At 37.4% G+C, this 14,992-nt stretch carries 14 protein-coding genes; 7 read left to right on the top strand and 7 right to left on the bottom strand.

The window, feature by feature from the left end:
• Positions 1-19: 19 nt before the first annotated feature.
• Positions 20-808, bottom strand: a complete 789-nt coding sequence (locus FHP04_RS09800) for a M90 family metallopeptidase (protein ID WP_139855926.1) — start codon at positions 806-808, stop codon at positions 20-22.
• Positions 808-1,695 carry a GTPase Era gene (gene era / locus FHP04_RS09795; RefSeq protein WP_139855925.1) on the bottom strand — a complete coding sequence of 296 codons (888 nt, stop codon included), beginning with the start codon at positions 1,693-1,695 and terminating at the stop codon, positions 808-810. The genes FHP04_RS09800 and era overlap by 1 nt, the downstream gene beginning before the upstream one ends.
• A gap of 100 nt (positions 1,696-1,795) precedes the next feature.
• Here era and FHP04_RS09790 point away from each other — a divergent pair, with 100 nt between their 5' ends.
• The 4 genes from FHP04_RS09790 (at position 1,796) to FHP04_RS09775 (ending at position 5,050) form a co-directional block, all read left to right on the top strand.
• Positions 1,796-1,987 (top strand): DUF5522 domain-containing protein, encoded by a 192-nt coding sequence (locus tag FHP04_RS09790; protein ID WP_139856007.1) that lies wholly within the window; start codon positions 1,796-1,798, stop codon positions 1,985-1,987.
• Between the two features lie 77 nt (positions 1,988-2,064).
• Positions 2,065-2,442 carry a GxxExxY protein gene (locus FHP04_RS09785; protein WP_139855924.1) on the top strand — a complete coding sequence of 126 codons (378 nt, stop codon included), beginning with the start codon at positions 2,065-2,067 and terminating at the stop codon, positions 2,440-2,442.
• 76 nt (positions 2,443-2,518) lie between these two features.
• Complete coding sequence (locus tag FHP04_RS09780; protein ID WP_139855923.1) at positions 2,519-4,501, top strand: urocanate hydratase; 1,983 nt, start codon at positions 2,519-2,521, stop codon at positions 4,499-4,501.
• Positions 4,502-4,513: 12 nt separating this feature from the next.
• The gene (locus FHP04_RS09775; RefSeq protein WP_139855922.1) at positions 4,514-5,050 is read left to right on the top strand and encodes a DUF4136 domain-containing protein; all 537 of its coding nucleotides are present in this window, start codon (positions 4,514-4,516) and stop codon (positions 5,048-5,050) included.
• A 63-nt stretch (positions 5,051-5,113) separates the two neighbouring features.
• Here FHP04_RS09775 and hemL read toward each other — a convergent pair whose 3' ends face one another.
• From hemL to FHP04_RS09750, 5 genes are all read right to left on the bottom strand, one after another.
• Positions 5,114-6,403 carry a glutamate-1-semialdehyde 2,1-aminomutase gene (gene hemL / locus FHP04_RS09770; RefSeq protein WP_139856006.1) on the bottom strand — a complete coding sequence of 430 codons (1,290 nt, stop codon included), beginning with the start codon at positions 6,401-6,403 and terminating at the stop codon, positions 5,114-5,116.
• Between the two features lie 88 nt (positions 6,404-6,491).
• Positions 6,492-7,319 carry a glucosaminidase domain-containing protein gene (locus tag FHP04_RS09765; RefSeq protein ID WP_139856005.1) on the bottom strand — a complete coding sequence of 276 codons (828 nt, stop codon included), beginning with the start codon at positions 7,317-7,319 and terminating at the stop codon, positions 6,492-6,494.
• A gap of 1 nt (position 7,320) precedes the next feature.
• A complete protein-coding gene (locus FHP04_RS09760) occupies positions 7,321-8,244 on the bottom strand; it encodes a 1-aminocyclopropane-1-carboxylate deaminase/D-cysteine desulfhydrase (RefSeq protein ID WP_139855921.1) in 924 nt (307 codons plus the stop codon).
• Positions 8,245-8,303: 59 nt separating this feature from the next.
• The gene (locus FHP04_RS09755) at positions 8,304-10,796 is read right to left on the bottom strand and encodes a DUF5686 and carboxypeptidase-like regulatory domain-containing protein (RefSeq protein WP_139855920.1); all 2,493 of its coding nucleotides are present in this window, start codon (positions 10,794-10,796) and stop codon (positions 8,304-8,306) included.
• A gap of 250 nt (positions 10,797-11,046) precedes the next feature.
• A complete protein-coding gene (locus FHP04_RS09750; RefSeq protein ID WP_139855919.1) occupies positions 11,047-12,027 on the bottom strand; it encodes a pyruvate dehydrogenase complex E1 component subunit beta in 981 nt (326 codons plus the stop codon).
• A gap of 326 nt (positions 12,028-12,353) precedes the next feature.
• Between FHP04_RS09750 and FHP04_RS09745 the strand changes: the two genes are divergently transcribed.
• From FHP04_RS09745 to FHP04_RS09735, 3 genes are all read left to right on the top strand, one after another.
• Positions 12,354-13,094 carry an electron transfer flavoprotein subunit beta/FixA family protein gene (locus tag FHP04_RS09745; RefSeq protein WP_139855918.1) on the top strand — a complete coding sequence of 247 codons (741 nt, stop codon included), beginning with the start codon at positions 12,354-12,356 and terminating at the stop codon, positions 13,092-13,094.
• A gap of 126 nt (positions 13,095-13,220) precedes the next feature.
• Positions 13,221-14,186, top strand: a complete 966-nt coding sequence (locus FHP04_RS09740; RefSeq protein WP_139855917.1) for an electron transfer flavoprotein subunit alpha/FixB family protein — start codon at positions 13,221-13,223, stop codon at positions 14,184-14,186.
• Positions 14,187-14,341: 155 nt separating this feature from the next.
• The gene (locus FHP04_RS09735) at positions 14,342-14,965 is read left to right on the top strand and encodes a bifunctional nuclease family protein (RefSeq protein WP_139855916.1); all 624 of its coding nucleotides are present in this window, start codon (positions 14,342-14,344) and stop codon (positions 14,963-14,965) included.
• The last annotated feature ends 27 nt before the right edge of the window (positions 14,966-14,992 follow it).

Below are 14,992 nucleotides of genomic sequence, written 5' to 3'. Positions count from 1 at the left end.
GTAGAAACATTTTTAAGTTTCACTTTTTAGAATTCTTCTTCGCTGGATTTTGCTGAAAACATTTTTCTAGCATTTCATATAGTTCAGGATGTTTTCTTTTAAAAAGCGCTGGCCGCTCAAAAAAATATTCTGAAGCTACTGCTAAGAATTCAATCTCACTAGTTCCGCCATACGCCCGAATATCAGATTGATTATTATTTATGGCTTCCATTTCCTCGTGCATTAATTTCAACCAAGGAGTAATATATTGTCGTTGTAGTAGTCGCTCAGGCACACCATCTGCTTCCCCATCCATTTTATCGATAAGGTGAACAAATTCGTGAACCGATGTATTTCCTTTATCGGTTTCATTCTTAAAACCGTGATGCAGTGCTTTTTTAGAAAGAATCATTTGTTTTTCAAATCTTCCCGAACCAACAAGGCCGGCGATAACACGCTTTTCACCATTCGTTTCAAACACAAGCTCGTCGTTGAAATTATCTGGGTAAAGAATAATCCCGCTTAAATTGTTATAATGCCATTCTTTAAAACCAAAAACAGGAATTACAGAACTTGCGGCAATTAGCACTTTATCCAATTCCTCTAAATCTGTATTAACGGCTTCAATATAAACTTCGCTTAAAAAAAGCATCATTCGCTCGCGAAACCCTTTTTGTTCAGATTCAGAAAGATTTCTGTAAAAAAGTACATTCTCCTTCAAAAGCGGTTTCCATTCCTCAGGAAATGGTTTAACTGGACGTTTTTTGTTTTGTGTAAAAGCATAAACCGCAAACGCCACTAATGCAATAAAGAGAATTACATAAATCATTACTTGTTATTATACCCAAAACGGCGTAATTGTCTCTCGTCGCTACGCCAATTTTTATTCACTTTCACATATAATTCAAGGTGAATTTGTTTTCCGAAGAATTTCTCTAGATCCTTTCTTGCTTCTATCCCTACTCGTTTTAAGGCCGAACCTTTATGACCAATAATAATCCCTTTTTGGGTATCGCGTTCAACCATAATCACACTGCGAATTCGGATTATGTTGTCGTCTTCAAAAAACTCTTCTGTATCAATTTCTACAGAATATGGAATTTCTTTTTTATAGTGAATCAAGATTTTCTCGCGAATAGCTTCGTTTACGAAAAAGCGTTCAGGCTTATCCGTTAGCTGATCTTTTGGATAGAAAGCTGGTGATTCAGGTAATAATTCGATGATTCGATTAAATACTTCAGGAACTCCAAAATTTTGAAGTGCTGAAATAGCAAAAATCTCGGCATTTGGTACTTTTTCTTGCCAAAGCTGAAGGGCTTCAGTAAGCAGCTCTTCATTCCCTAGGTCGATTTTATTTATAAGAAGTAATACGGGAATCTTGGCGTTTTTAATTTTATTAAAGAAAGCTTCATCTTTAAGCTCCTTTTCACCTAATTCTACCAAATACAATAATACGTCGGCATCCTCAAAAGCAGATTTCACAAAATCCATCATACTTTCCTGCAACTGATAAGCAGGTTTTATAATTCCTGGAGTGTCGCTCAATAACACTTGAAAATCATCCCCGTTTACAATCCCTAAAATACGGTGACGGGTGGTTTGCGCTTTAGAAGTAATAATTGAAAGTCGCTCGCCCACAAAAGCGTTCATTAATGTACTTTTGCCCACGTTAGGGTTTCCTATTATATTTACGAATCCGGCTTTATGTTTTGTCATTACTGTAGTATTAGTCTTGCAAATTTAAAGCTTAATTATTGAATGGATGGATTACAATTCATTTTTAAAAATTCATCATCGAAATCCGTACTTTTGTAATATGTTATTTCCAAAGAAAAAAATAGAGCTAGAAGAAGGTGATTACTACCTTACTCCTGAAGGATATAAATGTTTTACCGAACAATATCATTTAAAACGTGGGTATTGCTGCCAAAGTGGATGTCGCCATTGTCCGTATGGGTTTGATCCTTCCACTTCGCGGGTAGGTAAGAAAAATGTAAAGCGTCAATAAAAACTTTGCATACTCTATACCATTGCGTGAACCCTCGCACCGCAGAGTCGCAGAGGACGCAAAGAAAAATATACAACATGACTGAAAACGAGATTTCTTCAAAAATTATCGGTGCCTGTATAGAAGTTCATAAACAACTCGGACCTGGACTTCTTGAGAGTACCTATGAAATCTGTTTAGCTCATGAATTAAAATTAATGGGTTTGGAAGTGAAACAACAAGTAGCTTTACCTGTAGTTTATAAAGATATTAAACTTAACGCAGGATACAGAATTGATATGATTGTAAATAACAAAGTTATAATTGAAATAAAATCTGTAGATGCATTAGCACCAATCCATACGGCTCAATTATTAACCTATTTAAAATTAAAAGAATTAAAGCTTGGTCTCTTAATCAATTTTAATTCTGTAAAATTAATTGATGGACTTAAAAGAATAGCAAATAACTTATAACTCTGCGAGCTTTGCGCCTTTGCGGTTAACATTTTCGATGTAAAGCTACAGACGTTTCACAGAAAACATATAAATAATGAACTTTAAAGAACAAATACAACAAGGAATTCCTTCTGTTTTACCAGAAAAGAAGGCCTACGACCCGTCTATTAATCACGCGCCAAAGCGAAAAGAAATTCTAACTGACGAAGAAAAGGAATTAGCTTTACGCAATGCGCTTCGTTATTTTGAACCGAAACAACACGCCACCCTCCTACCTGAGTTTCGTGAGGAATTAGAAAAGTACGGACGTATCTATATGTATCGTTTCCGTCCAGATTATAAAATGTACGCACGCCCTATCGAGGAATATCCAGGAAAGAGTGAGCAGGCAAAAGCTATTATGCTAATGATTCAAAACAATTTGGATTATGCTGTAGCGCAACACCCACACGAACTTATTACTTACGGAGGAAACGGTGCTGTTTTCCAAAACTGGGCGCAGTATTTATTAACGATGAAATACCTATCGGAAATGACCGATGAGCAGACATTAGCTGTTTATTCTGGACATCCTATGGGACTTTTCCCTTCGCACAAAGACGCTCCAAGAGTTGTCGTTACCAACGGAATGATGATTCCTAATTACTCAAAGCCGGACGACTGGGAGAAGTTCAACGCGCTTGGGGTTACCCAATACGGACAGATGACGGCGGGAAGCTATATGTACATTGGCCCACAAGGAATTGTACACGGAACTACAATTACGGTTCTTAATGGATTTAGAAAAATTAAAAAGGCAACTCAAGGCGGATTATTTGTAACTTCAGGTCTAGGAGGAATGAGCGGTGCTCAACCAAAAGCTGGGAATATTGCAGGATGCGTTACCGTTTGCGCCGAAGTAAATAAAAAAGCCACAGAAACCAGACATTCTCAAGGTTGGGTAGATGAGGTTATTTCAGATTTAGACGAACTTTCAAAACGTGTAAAAGAAGCTACTGCTAATAAAGAAACAGTTTCTATTGCCTTCGACGGAAACGTGGTGGAAGTTTGGGAAAAGTTTGCAGAAGAAAATATTAAAATTGATTTAGGAAGTGATCAAACCTCACTTCACAATCCGTGGGCAGGAGGTTATTACCCTGTTGGATTGACATACGAGGAAGCCAACGATATGATGGCTAACAACCCTGAGCAATTCAAAAAGGAAGTTCAGAGAAGTTTACGCCGCCAAGTTGCAGCTATTAACAAACACACTGAAAAAGGAACGTACTTCTTCGATTACGGAAATGCATTTTTGCTAGAAGCTTCGCGTGCCGGTGCCGATGTGCTTTCTGATGAAAAAGGAAAAGAATTTAGATACCCTTCATACGTACAAGATATTATGGGACCAATGTGTTTCGACTTTGGTTTCGGACCTTTCCGTTGGGTTTGTGCTTCAGGAAAAGCAGAAGATTTACAAAAAACCGATGAAATTGCCTGTGAAGTTCTTGAGGAATTGATGAAAAATTCCCCAAAAGAAATCCAACAGCAAATGCAAGATAACATCACATGGATTAAAGGAGCTCAGCAAAACAAACTTGTTGTTGGCTCTCAAGCCCGTATCCTTTACGCCGATGCCGATGGAAGAATCCAAATAGCTTCTGCATTTAACAAAGCGATTTCTGAAGGGAAAATCGGACCTGTTGTTTTAGGTCGCGACCATCACGATGTATCCGGAACCGATTCTCCTTACCGTGAAACCTCTAATATTTACGACGGAAGTAGGTTTACTGCAGATATGGCTATTCAAAATGTTATTGGCGATAGTTTTAGAGGTGCTACTTGGGTAAGCATACACAACGGCGGTGGCGTTGGCTGGGGTGAAGTTATAAACGGAGGTTTCGGAATGGTTCTTGATGGTACTAATGACGCACAACGACGACTTGAAAACATGCTTTTCTGGGATGTAAACAACGGAATATCAAGACGTAGCTGGGCAAGAAATGACGAAGCGGTTTTCGCAATTAAACGCGCAATGGACAACAATCCAAACCTAAAAGTTACGCTTCCAAATTTCGTTGACGATAGTTTATTCACCTAAAAAATAAAATCTATGAAAGCACTTAAATTTTTACCGCTGTTGCTGCTTTTCGTTTTCACTTCCTGCTCCACCGTTCGTGTAGCAACTGATTACGATAAAGAAGCAAATTTTAATCAATACCGTTCTTTTGCCTTTTTTAAGCCTGGAATAGACAAGGCTAAAATAAGCGACTTAGACAAAAAACGAATCCTTCGTGCTATTGATGCAAACCTAAGTGCAAAAGGAATGTCGAAATCTGAAACTCCAGACTTACTTGTAAGTATTTTTACTAAAGAACGCGAGCGTGTTGATGTTTACAACAACAACTTTGGCTACGGTTGGGGATGGAGCCCGTGGTACTACGGAACTTACTATGGTGGAAGTAGCGTTTCACGCACTACTGAAGGCACACTTTTTATAGATTTAATAGATGCAAAAACTAACAATCTGGTTTGGCAAGGAATGGGAAATGCAGATTTAGTGACTAGCAATATGGAAAAGAAAGAAGAAAGGATTCGCGAGATTGTAGCTAAAATTTTAGCTGAATATCCTCCAGGATTGAAGAAATAACCCAACAAAAAAAGGCTTTTACCGAAATGTAAAAGCCTTTTTTTATTCTTGTAAGTATTTCTGTTACGAAAGACTTTTAGCAACCTTGCGACAAGCTTCAATGGTGAAATCTAAATCTTCATACGTTAAAGCATCAGAGATAAACCAGGTTTCAAAAGCACTCGGTGCAATGTAAACACCTTCGTTTAGCATTCCGTGGAAAAACTTTTTGAAGTTATCATTACTCGCAGCAGCGGCAGAATCAAAATTAGTTACTGGCGTTTCAGAGAAATGAATTGAAATCATCGAACCAAGACGATTGATTGTGAATTTTACATTTTCAGAGGTTAAGGCTTCACTTAATCCTTTATGTAAGTATGCTGTCTTTTCGTTTATAGAATTGTAAATATTTCGATTAGCATCTAATTCTTTTAGCATTGCAAGTCCTGCAGCCATAGCCAATGGATTTCCACTTAACGTTCCCGCTTGATAAACAGGACCAATTGGCGCTAAATAATCCATAATTTCTGCTCTTGCAGCAAAAGCCCCTACAGGCAGTCCACCACCGATAACCTTACCAAAGGTTACAATGTCTGCATCAATACCAAAAAGCTCTTGTGCGCCTCCAGGTGCAAGCCTAAAGCCCGTCATCACCTCATCAAAGATGAGTAAGATGTTATTATCATCACAAAGCTTTCTCAACCCTTGTAAGAAACCATCTGCAGGTGGAATACATCCCATATTTCCAGCAACAGGCTCAAGAATGATACAAGCTATTTCGCCTTGATTTGCAGCAATAGTTTCAGCTACATTATCTAAGTCGTTGTAAGTAGCAAGAAGAGTGTCTTTCGCAGTTCCTTCGGTTACACCAGGGCTGTTAGGCTCTCCAAATGTAATCGCTCCACTTCCGGCTTGAATTAGGAATGAATCACTATGACCGTGGTAACAGCCAGCGAACTTGATAATTTTATCTTTTCCTGTAAATCCACGTGCCAATCTAACAGCACTCATACACGCTTCAGTTCCACTGTTTACAAAACGAATTTTATCAACATTAGGAACCATAGATACGGCTAGTTTAGCAATATCGGTTTCAATTTCAGTTGGCATACCGAAAGATGTTCCGCTTTTAGTTTTGTCGATTACCGCATCCACTACAGGTTTGTGAGCGTGCCCTAAAATCATTGGTCCCCACGAATTAATGTAATCTACCAGCTTATTGCCATCTTCATCATATATATAAGCTCCTTCTGCCTTTTTTGCAAAAACCGGCGTTCCTCCCACCGATTTAAAAGCTCTTACTGGAGAATTCACTCCTCCTGGAATTACTTTTTGTGCTTCTACAAACAAAGCACTACTTCTTTGATAAATCATACTCATAACAAAATTCTTTATTTCTATATCACACCTAACGCTACACCACATAAATAAAAAGTGCAGATAGGTATATTTTAATGCATTATTATTTTGCTGAACCCAAGTATAAAACCTGGCCTACAGAAATGGTGTTATCTTTTAACCCATTGTATCTCTTAATAGCCTCCACAGTTACGTTGAAGCGTTGCGATATATTATACAAGGTATCGCCTGGCTTTACATAATACGTAGCGATTTCGATATCGTTGGAAGTAGGTTCCGATACTTTTCCGCCTAAAACCTCTTTGTCGAATCTATCTAAACGATATCTTTCAATAATACTAATAAGTTTTTCTGGATATTTAGGGTCTGTAGCATAACCCGCTCTACGAAGTCCTCTCGCCCAACCTTTATAATCGTCTATACGAAGACTAAACAAATCTTGGTAACGGCTGCGTTGCGTCAAAAACAGGGAATGGTCGCGGTACGAATACTTTGGATGTGTATATTTTCGGAAACACTCTTGCTTTTCATCATCGTCGTGATACGCTCTTTCGCCTTCCCAACCTGTATGGCATTTTATTCCAAAGTGGTTGTTTGCTTTTTGGGTAAGTTCGCCCGCACCAGCACCACTTTCTAAAATCCCTTGCGCCAAAGTTATACTTGCAGGGATCTTGTAATTTACCATATTGTCCTTTGCAATATCGCGATACTGATTTATATAAAATTCAACGCGCTCATTATACGAAAGGTTTTTAGGTATAATAACTACTTCCGGCTCTTCCGCTTTTGTCCCTTTTTCGTCGGGTTGTTGCACTTTTACAACACGCTCTGTTTTGGGTTTTTTTGTATAGCGAGTAGCTGTTTTTTTGGATTTACAACTCCCGAAAAATATTACACTAATTAGTGAAAGGGCGATAAGTCTAGCAATCATTTTATTCAATTGTAGGAAGGTTTTTCGTTTTCAACTTTTTATTAATACCAGCAATGCCTTGAAGGCCTCCAGTATGCACGGCAAAAATACAGCTATTTTCTTTGAAATACTCATTTTTAAGCAGCTCAAAAATACCGTACATCATCTTGCCAGTATAGACAGGATCTAACGGAATTGCCGTTTTTTCCTTAAACTCATTTATGAAACGTATTAATTTAGGATCTATTTTAGCATAACCCCCAAAACAATACGCATCGGTAATAGTATAATTAGTTTTAGCAGTGAATTTTTTAATTTCAGAAGTCTGAAAATTTCCTTTTAAAGCTGAAAATCCGAGTACATTTTGATGCTCTTCTGAAGCATTTATTAGGCCAGCTATTGTTCCTCCTGTGCCAACTGCAACACAAATAGTATCGAATTGTTTAGTGTGTTCGTCTAAGATTTCTTCACAGCCTTTTACAGCTAAATGATTACTACCCCCTTCAGGAATGATATAACATTTGCCTGTATTTTTTATTAATGAATCAAGAAAGGACTGACTGTCTTTATTTCGATACGCTTCACGTGAAATAAAAAGAAACTTCATGCCACATTCTTTAGCAAAGCTAAGCGTTGGGTTTTCAGAGATTTTACTTTCGAGTTCTTCCCCTCGAATTACTCCGATGGTTTTAAATCCCATTTCCTTTCCTGCTGCTGCCACTGCTGCTATATGGTTTGAATATGCTCCCCCAAAAGTAAGTAGCGTTTCGTGATTTTCTTCTTTAGCACGCAGTAGGTTGTATTTCAGTTTTCTGAATTTATTTCCTGAAACGAATGGGTGCAATAAATCTTCGCGCTTTACAAAAAGCGAATATCCATTAATGCCAAACAAACTGAGATCAACTTCTTGAATCGGGCTCGTAATATGAGTGGTTTTTAATGGCATTTGGCAAAGGTAAGAGTATATTTTAAGTACTTAAAAGCACTTCTAAAGAAAAGAGTTTTCTAAAACTCAAACCCAAAAACTCCAGTAACACCAAAGTCTCTTGCCCCTGGATTGTCTAGGTAGTTTCCACGGAAGTTAAAGTCTAACCTAAACACGCGGAAAATATTCCCGACACCTACACTCCACTCCCAGTAAATATCTTCAGGGGCTTTGTAAACAATGTTCGATGCGTTTAAATCTATATTTTCCTGCGAAATGGTTCCGTAAACAGCTCTAAATCCAACTACTTCACGTAAGTCTAACTTTCGAAGCAATGGAATTCTAGAGAAAACTCTTCCTCCAAAGTTGTGTTGTAAATGTAACGAAGCATAAGTATCGCTCACAAATTCGTAATAATCCAGCTGGGTAAAAGTGTTGTATAAACTAAAGTACGTTTGGTTTCCAGGAATTGGGTTTAGCAAACTTAAAGGCACAGCTCCAATGGTTGTTCCTACTTCCACAGTAGATAACAGTCGGCCAATTCCGCCAATATTCCACGGTTGTGTGTATAGCGCTTGCAACTTTTTGTATTCAAAATCTCCACCCATTACATCTTTTAAACCATAGCTATAGCCTGCAAAGAATGATGGGAAGTTTCCAGTGTTTATAACTGTTCGTTCCACCCCATACCCTGAAGTTTTTCTACCCGGGGTATAGAAGAATCCAAACTGAATTTCAGCTTGTTTTAAATGGCTTTTTACATCTCCTGTAAAAACGCCATCTTCCATCACTTTATAATCGATACTAAAAGTATCGGTAGCCGATTTTAATGTTCGGTAAGATCCTGTTAACCGAATGATGAAGTTTTTCCAAGGCTCAATATCAAACCCAATTGTACTTAGGTTTATCCTCGAAAGTCGGTCGTTAGACCCTACAGAAAGCAGTGAAGACGACGCAAGGCTACGCCCTAATACATCGTTGCTGTTGGTTAAACTCGAACCAGTTTGTTCTACATCTCTTCTATTACCTCCAAAAACTGTTAGTCTTGATTTTCTATCTAAAAGCCATTTGGCTGATAGTCCGTATTTAAACCTATCGTCTTTAAAACCATAGGCCCCAAAACCTTCTAATCGCCATTGGTCGTTCTGACTAAAGTACGTACGTCCTCCAAGGCGTATTCGCATTCCTTCGGCTTCATTAAATCCGAAGATTGAAAACACTGGACCAATATCAAAATTGTTTACTTCGTAATATCCACTTGCTAGGGTTGCACCAATATTATACAAGGCTTTAAAACGCCCAACTGTTTTCAAGGTGTCGAGCATTTTATATACTCCCTTTTCATCCTTACTAAGCTTCTCCATTCTGTTTTCATCCCAGAAATCATCAGGACGGTTATAAACATCGTAATTGTATGGATCTACTTGTTTGGTGTAGAATTTCTTGTCCTTAGGAATATCAAAAACATACTTATCATAAAGTGTTGTTCTTTTTCCATAGATACCTTTGGCAGCTTCTTTCTTCTGAAAACTAAAATCGCTTAAGAAGTAATCGCGGGTAATAAGGAAAATGGAGTCGTTTAACACATCAAACTCCTGCTCGATATACACATCACGTACCCAGTTTAGGTTTGCACTTTTTGAAGCTTGAAGATTAATTTCCTTAATCGCCCAAGTGGTGTCGTTTACCCAAAAATCTCCTTTAAAAGTAAGTTCGTTTTTACGACGTGGATAGTACACAATATTGTAACACCATTTGTTGTCACGATACGCACTGTCTTGAAGCACATAGTTGTACACATCTATTCCAGTGCGAGAAAGCGGACTGGTAAAAGCTTTATCAAAAAACTTTAGGTAGTTATCGTAAACGTCGTATTCGCTATAAAGATCTTTTATAAATGCAATAAGCGTTTGATTGTTGTCAAAACCAGAGTTTTTATTCCCTTGAAGCACTTCTTTTTCTTGCTTCAGAGTATTATCACCATACACTTTTGAAACTGCTTCATTTATAAAAATTGGCAAATAAGTATTTCCTGTAATTCGAGAGGTATCGGTTTGTTCAAAGACAAATTCCATTCCTTTGAAAATACGATTACTCATTAGCGCGCTATCGATTGTGTTTAAATCGAACTCTAACTTTTCATATTTATCGTATTGGTATTGTTTGAACTTTTTAACCCCGTTCTCTCTTCTGTTTTCCCAAATTTTACGCAGTATGTCTAGTGCCGGGTTATCTTTTTTAGAAGTTTTTCCGGTATAAATTACTACTTCATCCAGGGCATCGGAAGTTTCTTCCAAAACCACTTCCATATTATAAGTGCTTCGTGCGGTAAGCTCCTGCTCTTTAGTAGTAAACCCCATAAATGAGAATACTACAGCCCTATACGTTTTATCGCTTTCTAAATAAAATCGACCGTTTTCATCAGAGATAGTTCCCTCTTGCGAATCTTTAAAAATAACATTGGCAAATGATACAGGATATCCCGTTTCATCCTTAATTACCCCACTAACTTTCGTTTGGGCAAAAATCGAGGCACTTAGAATTAAAAGCGAAATGACTAAAAAGTGCTTCATATAAATTTACTCTGGAGGATAAAATATTTATTCTTTAAGAATGACTAAATAACAAATCACAAATAATAAAACATTAATTAAAAGGAAAAACTATTTTGATGATTTTTCGATAATTGCTGAAAGAATTTTCTTAAACGCTGTTATTTAAAAAAGTAAACTTTTAGTTACATTTTAATTCGGCCAATCTGTAATAAGTCAACAAAAATATCTTTTGTTTCCCAACTACAAATTAGCCACTCCTCGCTACCTTCTACTTTTTATAAAGCACTTTCTTCACTGCCTTAATAACGTCTTCGCTATCTGGCAACCATTCTTTTAAAAGAACAGGTGAATATGGTGCTGGAGTATCAGCGGTGTTAATTTTTACAATAGGAGCATCTAAGTAGTCAAACACATTGTTTTGAACTTGATACGTAATTTCGGTAGCAACGTTTCCGAATGGCCACGCTTCTTCCAGAATCACCAAGCGGTTTGTTTTCTTTACCGATTCGTAAATTGCTTCATAATCTAATGGACGAACAGTACGAAGATCTATAATCTCACATTCAATTCCTTCTTCAGCAAGAGTTTCGGCAGCTTTATAAGCTTCTTTAATAATTTTACCAAAAGACACAATGGTTACATCCGTTCCTTTTCTTTTAATATCGGCTACTCCAATTGGGATTAGGTATTCTCCTTCTGGCACCTCACCTTTATCACCATACATCTGCTCACTTTCCATAAAAATAACGGGATCGTCATCGCGAATTGCACTTTTCAACAAACCTTTTGCATCGGCAGGGTTACTAGGAACAATTACTTTTAATCCAGGACAGTTAGCGTACCAGCTTTCAAAAGCCTGGCTGTGGGTTGCAGCAAGCTGACCCGCAGAAGCAGTTGGCCCACGGAAAACGATAGGAATATTAAATTGTCCCCCGCTCATCTGGCGCATTTTTGCGGCGTTATTTATAATTTGATCAATTGCAACTAAAGAGAAATTGAAGGTCATAAACTCAATAATAGGTCTATTGCCATTCATAGCAGACCCTACACCTATACCTGAAAAACCATTTTCTGAAATTGGAGTATCAATTACACGTTTTGCTCCAAACTCATCTAGCATTCCTTTACTAGCTTTGTAAGCCCCGTTGTATTCGGCAACTTCCTCACCCATTAAATAAATAGATTCGTCGCGACGCATTTCTTCACTCATCGCCTCAGCAATAGCTTCTCTAAATTGTAGTGTTTTCATATCTCGTTGTAGTTTATCCTAAGCTTTATTATAAACCTAGTAAGCCTTACATATTTATTTTATAATTTTTTATCCTTGTTCCGCTTTTTTAAAACGTTGCAGCCTCTTAAAAAACCCAAAGAATATTTTCTTAAGTTTTTTTTAGGGAAAGCAAAAATACTATAATTCCAATCTGATTAAGTAATATTTCAAAGATTTAACCAAAATTTATTATGCACGCATAGCAAATAAAAGCTAAATTATTATTAACTTCGCCCGCAAGCAAACCGCTGTATATTACCTATAGTAGGTTTGTACAATTTTTACAATTCAAAAATAGTATAAAAATGAAGATATTAGTCTGTATTAGTCACGTACCGGACACAACGTCAAAGATTAACTTTACTGATGGCGACACTAAGTTTGATACTAACGGTGTTCAGTTTGTAATTAATCCAAACGATGAATTTGGTCTTACACGTGCAATGTGGTTTAAAGAAAAGCAAGGTGCAACTGTACACGTTGTAAATGTTGGAGGTCCAGAAACCGAACCTACACTTAGAAAAGCGTTAGCGATTGGTGCTGATGAAGCAATTAGAATCAACACTGCTGCAACCGATGGTTTTTCTGTTGCAAAACAACTTGCAAACGTAGCTAAAGAAGGTGGGTACGACCTAGTAATTGGTGGTCGTGAGTCTATCGACTACAACGGTGGAATGGTTCCAGGAATGGTAGCAAAACTAATAGGAGCTAACTTCGTAAACACTTGTATTCACCTAGAAGTTGACGGCGATAAAGCTACGGCAATTAGAGAAATTGACGGTGGTAAAGAAACGCTTAAAACATCACTTCCGCTTGTAATTGGTGGACAAAAAGGATTGGTAGAAGAAAGTGATCTTCGCATTCCTAACATGCGTGGTATTATGCAAGCGCGTACTAAGCCATTGAACGTAAAAGAGCCTGTTGACGCAAATACTGAAACAAGCACTGTTTCATTTGAAAAACCAGCACCAAAAGGAGCTGTGAAATTGGTTGATAGCGTAGACGAATTAATTAACCTACTTCACAACGAAGCGAAGGCTATTTAATTTGAAGCACCAAATGTAAGCACCAAATAACAAAAAATTGGAAGTTATTTGGAATTTGGTGCTTCAGATTTGGAATTCCAATCCCGATAGCTATCGGGAAAATAATAATTACAAAATAAAACAGATATGATCTTAGTATATACCGAATCAGAAGAAGGAAAATTAAAGAAAATAGCTTTGGAAGCAGTTTCTTACGCAAAGGGAATTGCAGACCAAATGGGTACTTCCGTTACAGCTGTAGCTATCAATGCGAATGATACTTCAGAATTAGGAAAGTACGGTGCTTCTAAAGTTTTAGAAGTTTCTGACGATAAATTAAACAAGTTTAACGGCGAAGCTTATGCAGATGTAATAGGTCAAGCTGCTAAAAGTGAAGGTGCAAAAGTTATTGTTTTAACATCGAGTGCAAACAGTAAGTTTTTAGCGCCTACATTGGCTGTAAACCTAGAAGCAGGTTTTGTTCCTAACGTTGTTGAATTGCCATCTAGCACTTCACCTTTTAAAGTGAAGCACAGCGTTTTCACAAACAAAGCTTTTGCTAATACCGAAATAACAACTGATATTAAGATTGTTGGAATTGGTAAAAACTCATACGGTTTAAAAGAAAATGAAACTTCAGCTACTACTGAAGCCTTCACTGCAAACCTTGACGCTCACGATTTTGATATGGAAGTAGTTTCTGTAGATAAAGCTACCGATACTGTTACTATTGCTGATGCTGAAATAGTTGTTTCAGGAGGTCGTGGACTTAAAGGACCAGAAAACTGGGGAATGATTGAAGAGCTTGCAGGTATTTTAGGTGCTGCTACAGCTTGTTCTAAGCCAGTAAGCGATATGGGTTGGAGACCACATAGCGAACACGTTGGGCAAACTGGTAAGCCAGTAGCTTCAAACCTTTATATTGCTATTGGAATTTCTGGAGCAATTCAACATTTGGCAGGAATTAACGCTTCTAAAGTGAAAGTTGTTATCAACAACGATCCGGAAGCTCCTTTCTTTAAAGCTGCAGACTACGGGATGGTAGGCGATGCTTTTGAAATCGTTCCTGAGCTAAACAAAAAATTAAAAGAGTTTAAGGCTCAAAACGCATAATTTTTTATTAATTTGTGCCTCGAAAAAGGCTGTTTAAATAAGGAAACACCCTCATTTAAACAGCCTTTTTAATTGATTTAAATTCGTTATTTTTATAAACAATTGTTTAAAGAACTGCGCATTGACGAAACTCACTGCGTATTGATTACTGAAGAATGAGCTTAGTAAAACTTAGCATAAAAGGAATTTCGTACAGCCAAACGCAAAATGGTGCCTATGCACTTATTTTAAATGAGGTTGACGGCGAGCGTAAACTACCAATAGTTATTGGTGCGTTTGAAGCACAGTCTATAGCAATAGCACTTGAGAAGGAAATAACGCCTCCGCGCCCACTCACGCACGATCTGTTTAAAAACTTTGCCGACCGCTATGAAATTGTGATAAAACACGTGATAATTCACAAATTAGTGGATGGCGTATTTTATTCAAGTATTATTTGTGAACACGACAAAATAGAAGAAATAATAGACGCTAGAACTAGTGATGCCATTGCCTTGGCTCTTAGGTTTAATGCTCCTATTTTTACTTATAAAAACATCTTAGACAAAGCTGGTATATATTTAAAAACTCCTACTTCAAAAAAACCACTCTCTAAAAAAGAGGAAGAAGTGATTGAGAATTTAATTTTAGGGGATGATAAAGAATCTAAAAAACCAGCCGGAGAAGATTACACAAAGTTCAGTTTAACCGAACTGAATAAAATGCTAGATGAAGCCGTAAAAAATGAAAATTACGAAAAGGCCGCTAGCATACGTGACGAAATATCGAAACGAAAGTAAATAAGTGGCAACTACCGGTTAACGTAG

The organism is Aequorivita sinensis (assembly GCF_006346335.1).
GTDB classification, from domain to species: domain Bacteria; phylum Bacteroidota; class Bacteroidia; order Flavobacteriales; family Flavobacteriaceae; genus Aequorivita; species Aequorivita sinensis.
The sequence above is the reverse complement of the archived record's forward strand: the minus strand, read 5'-3'. Positions and strand labels throughout refer to the sequence as shown.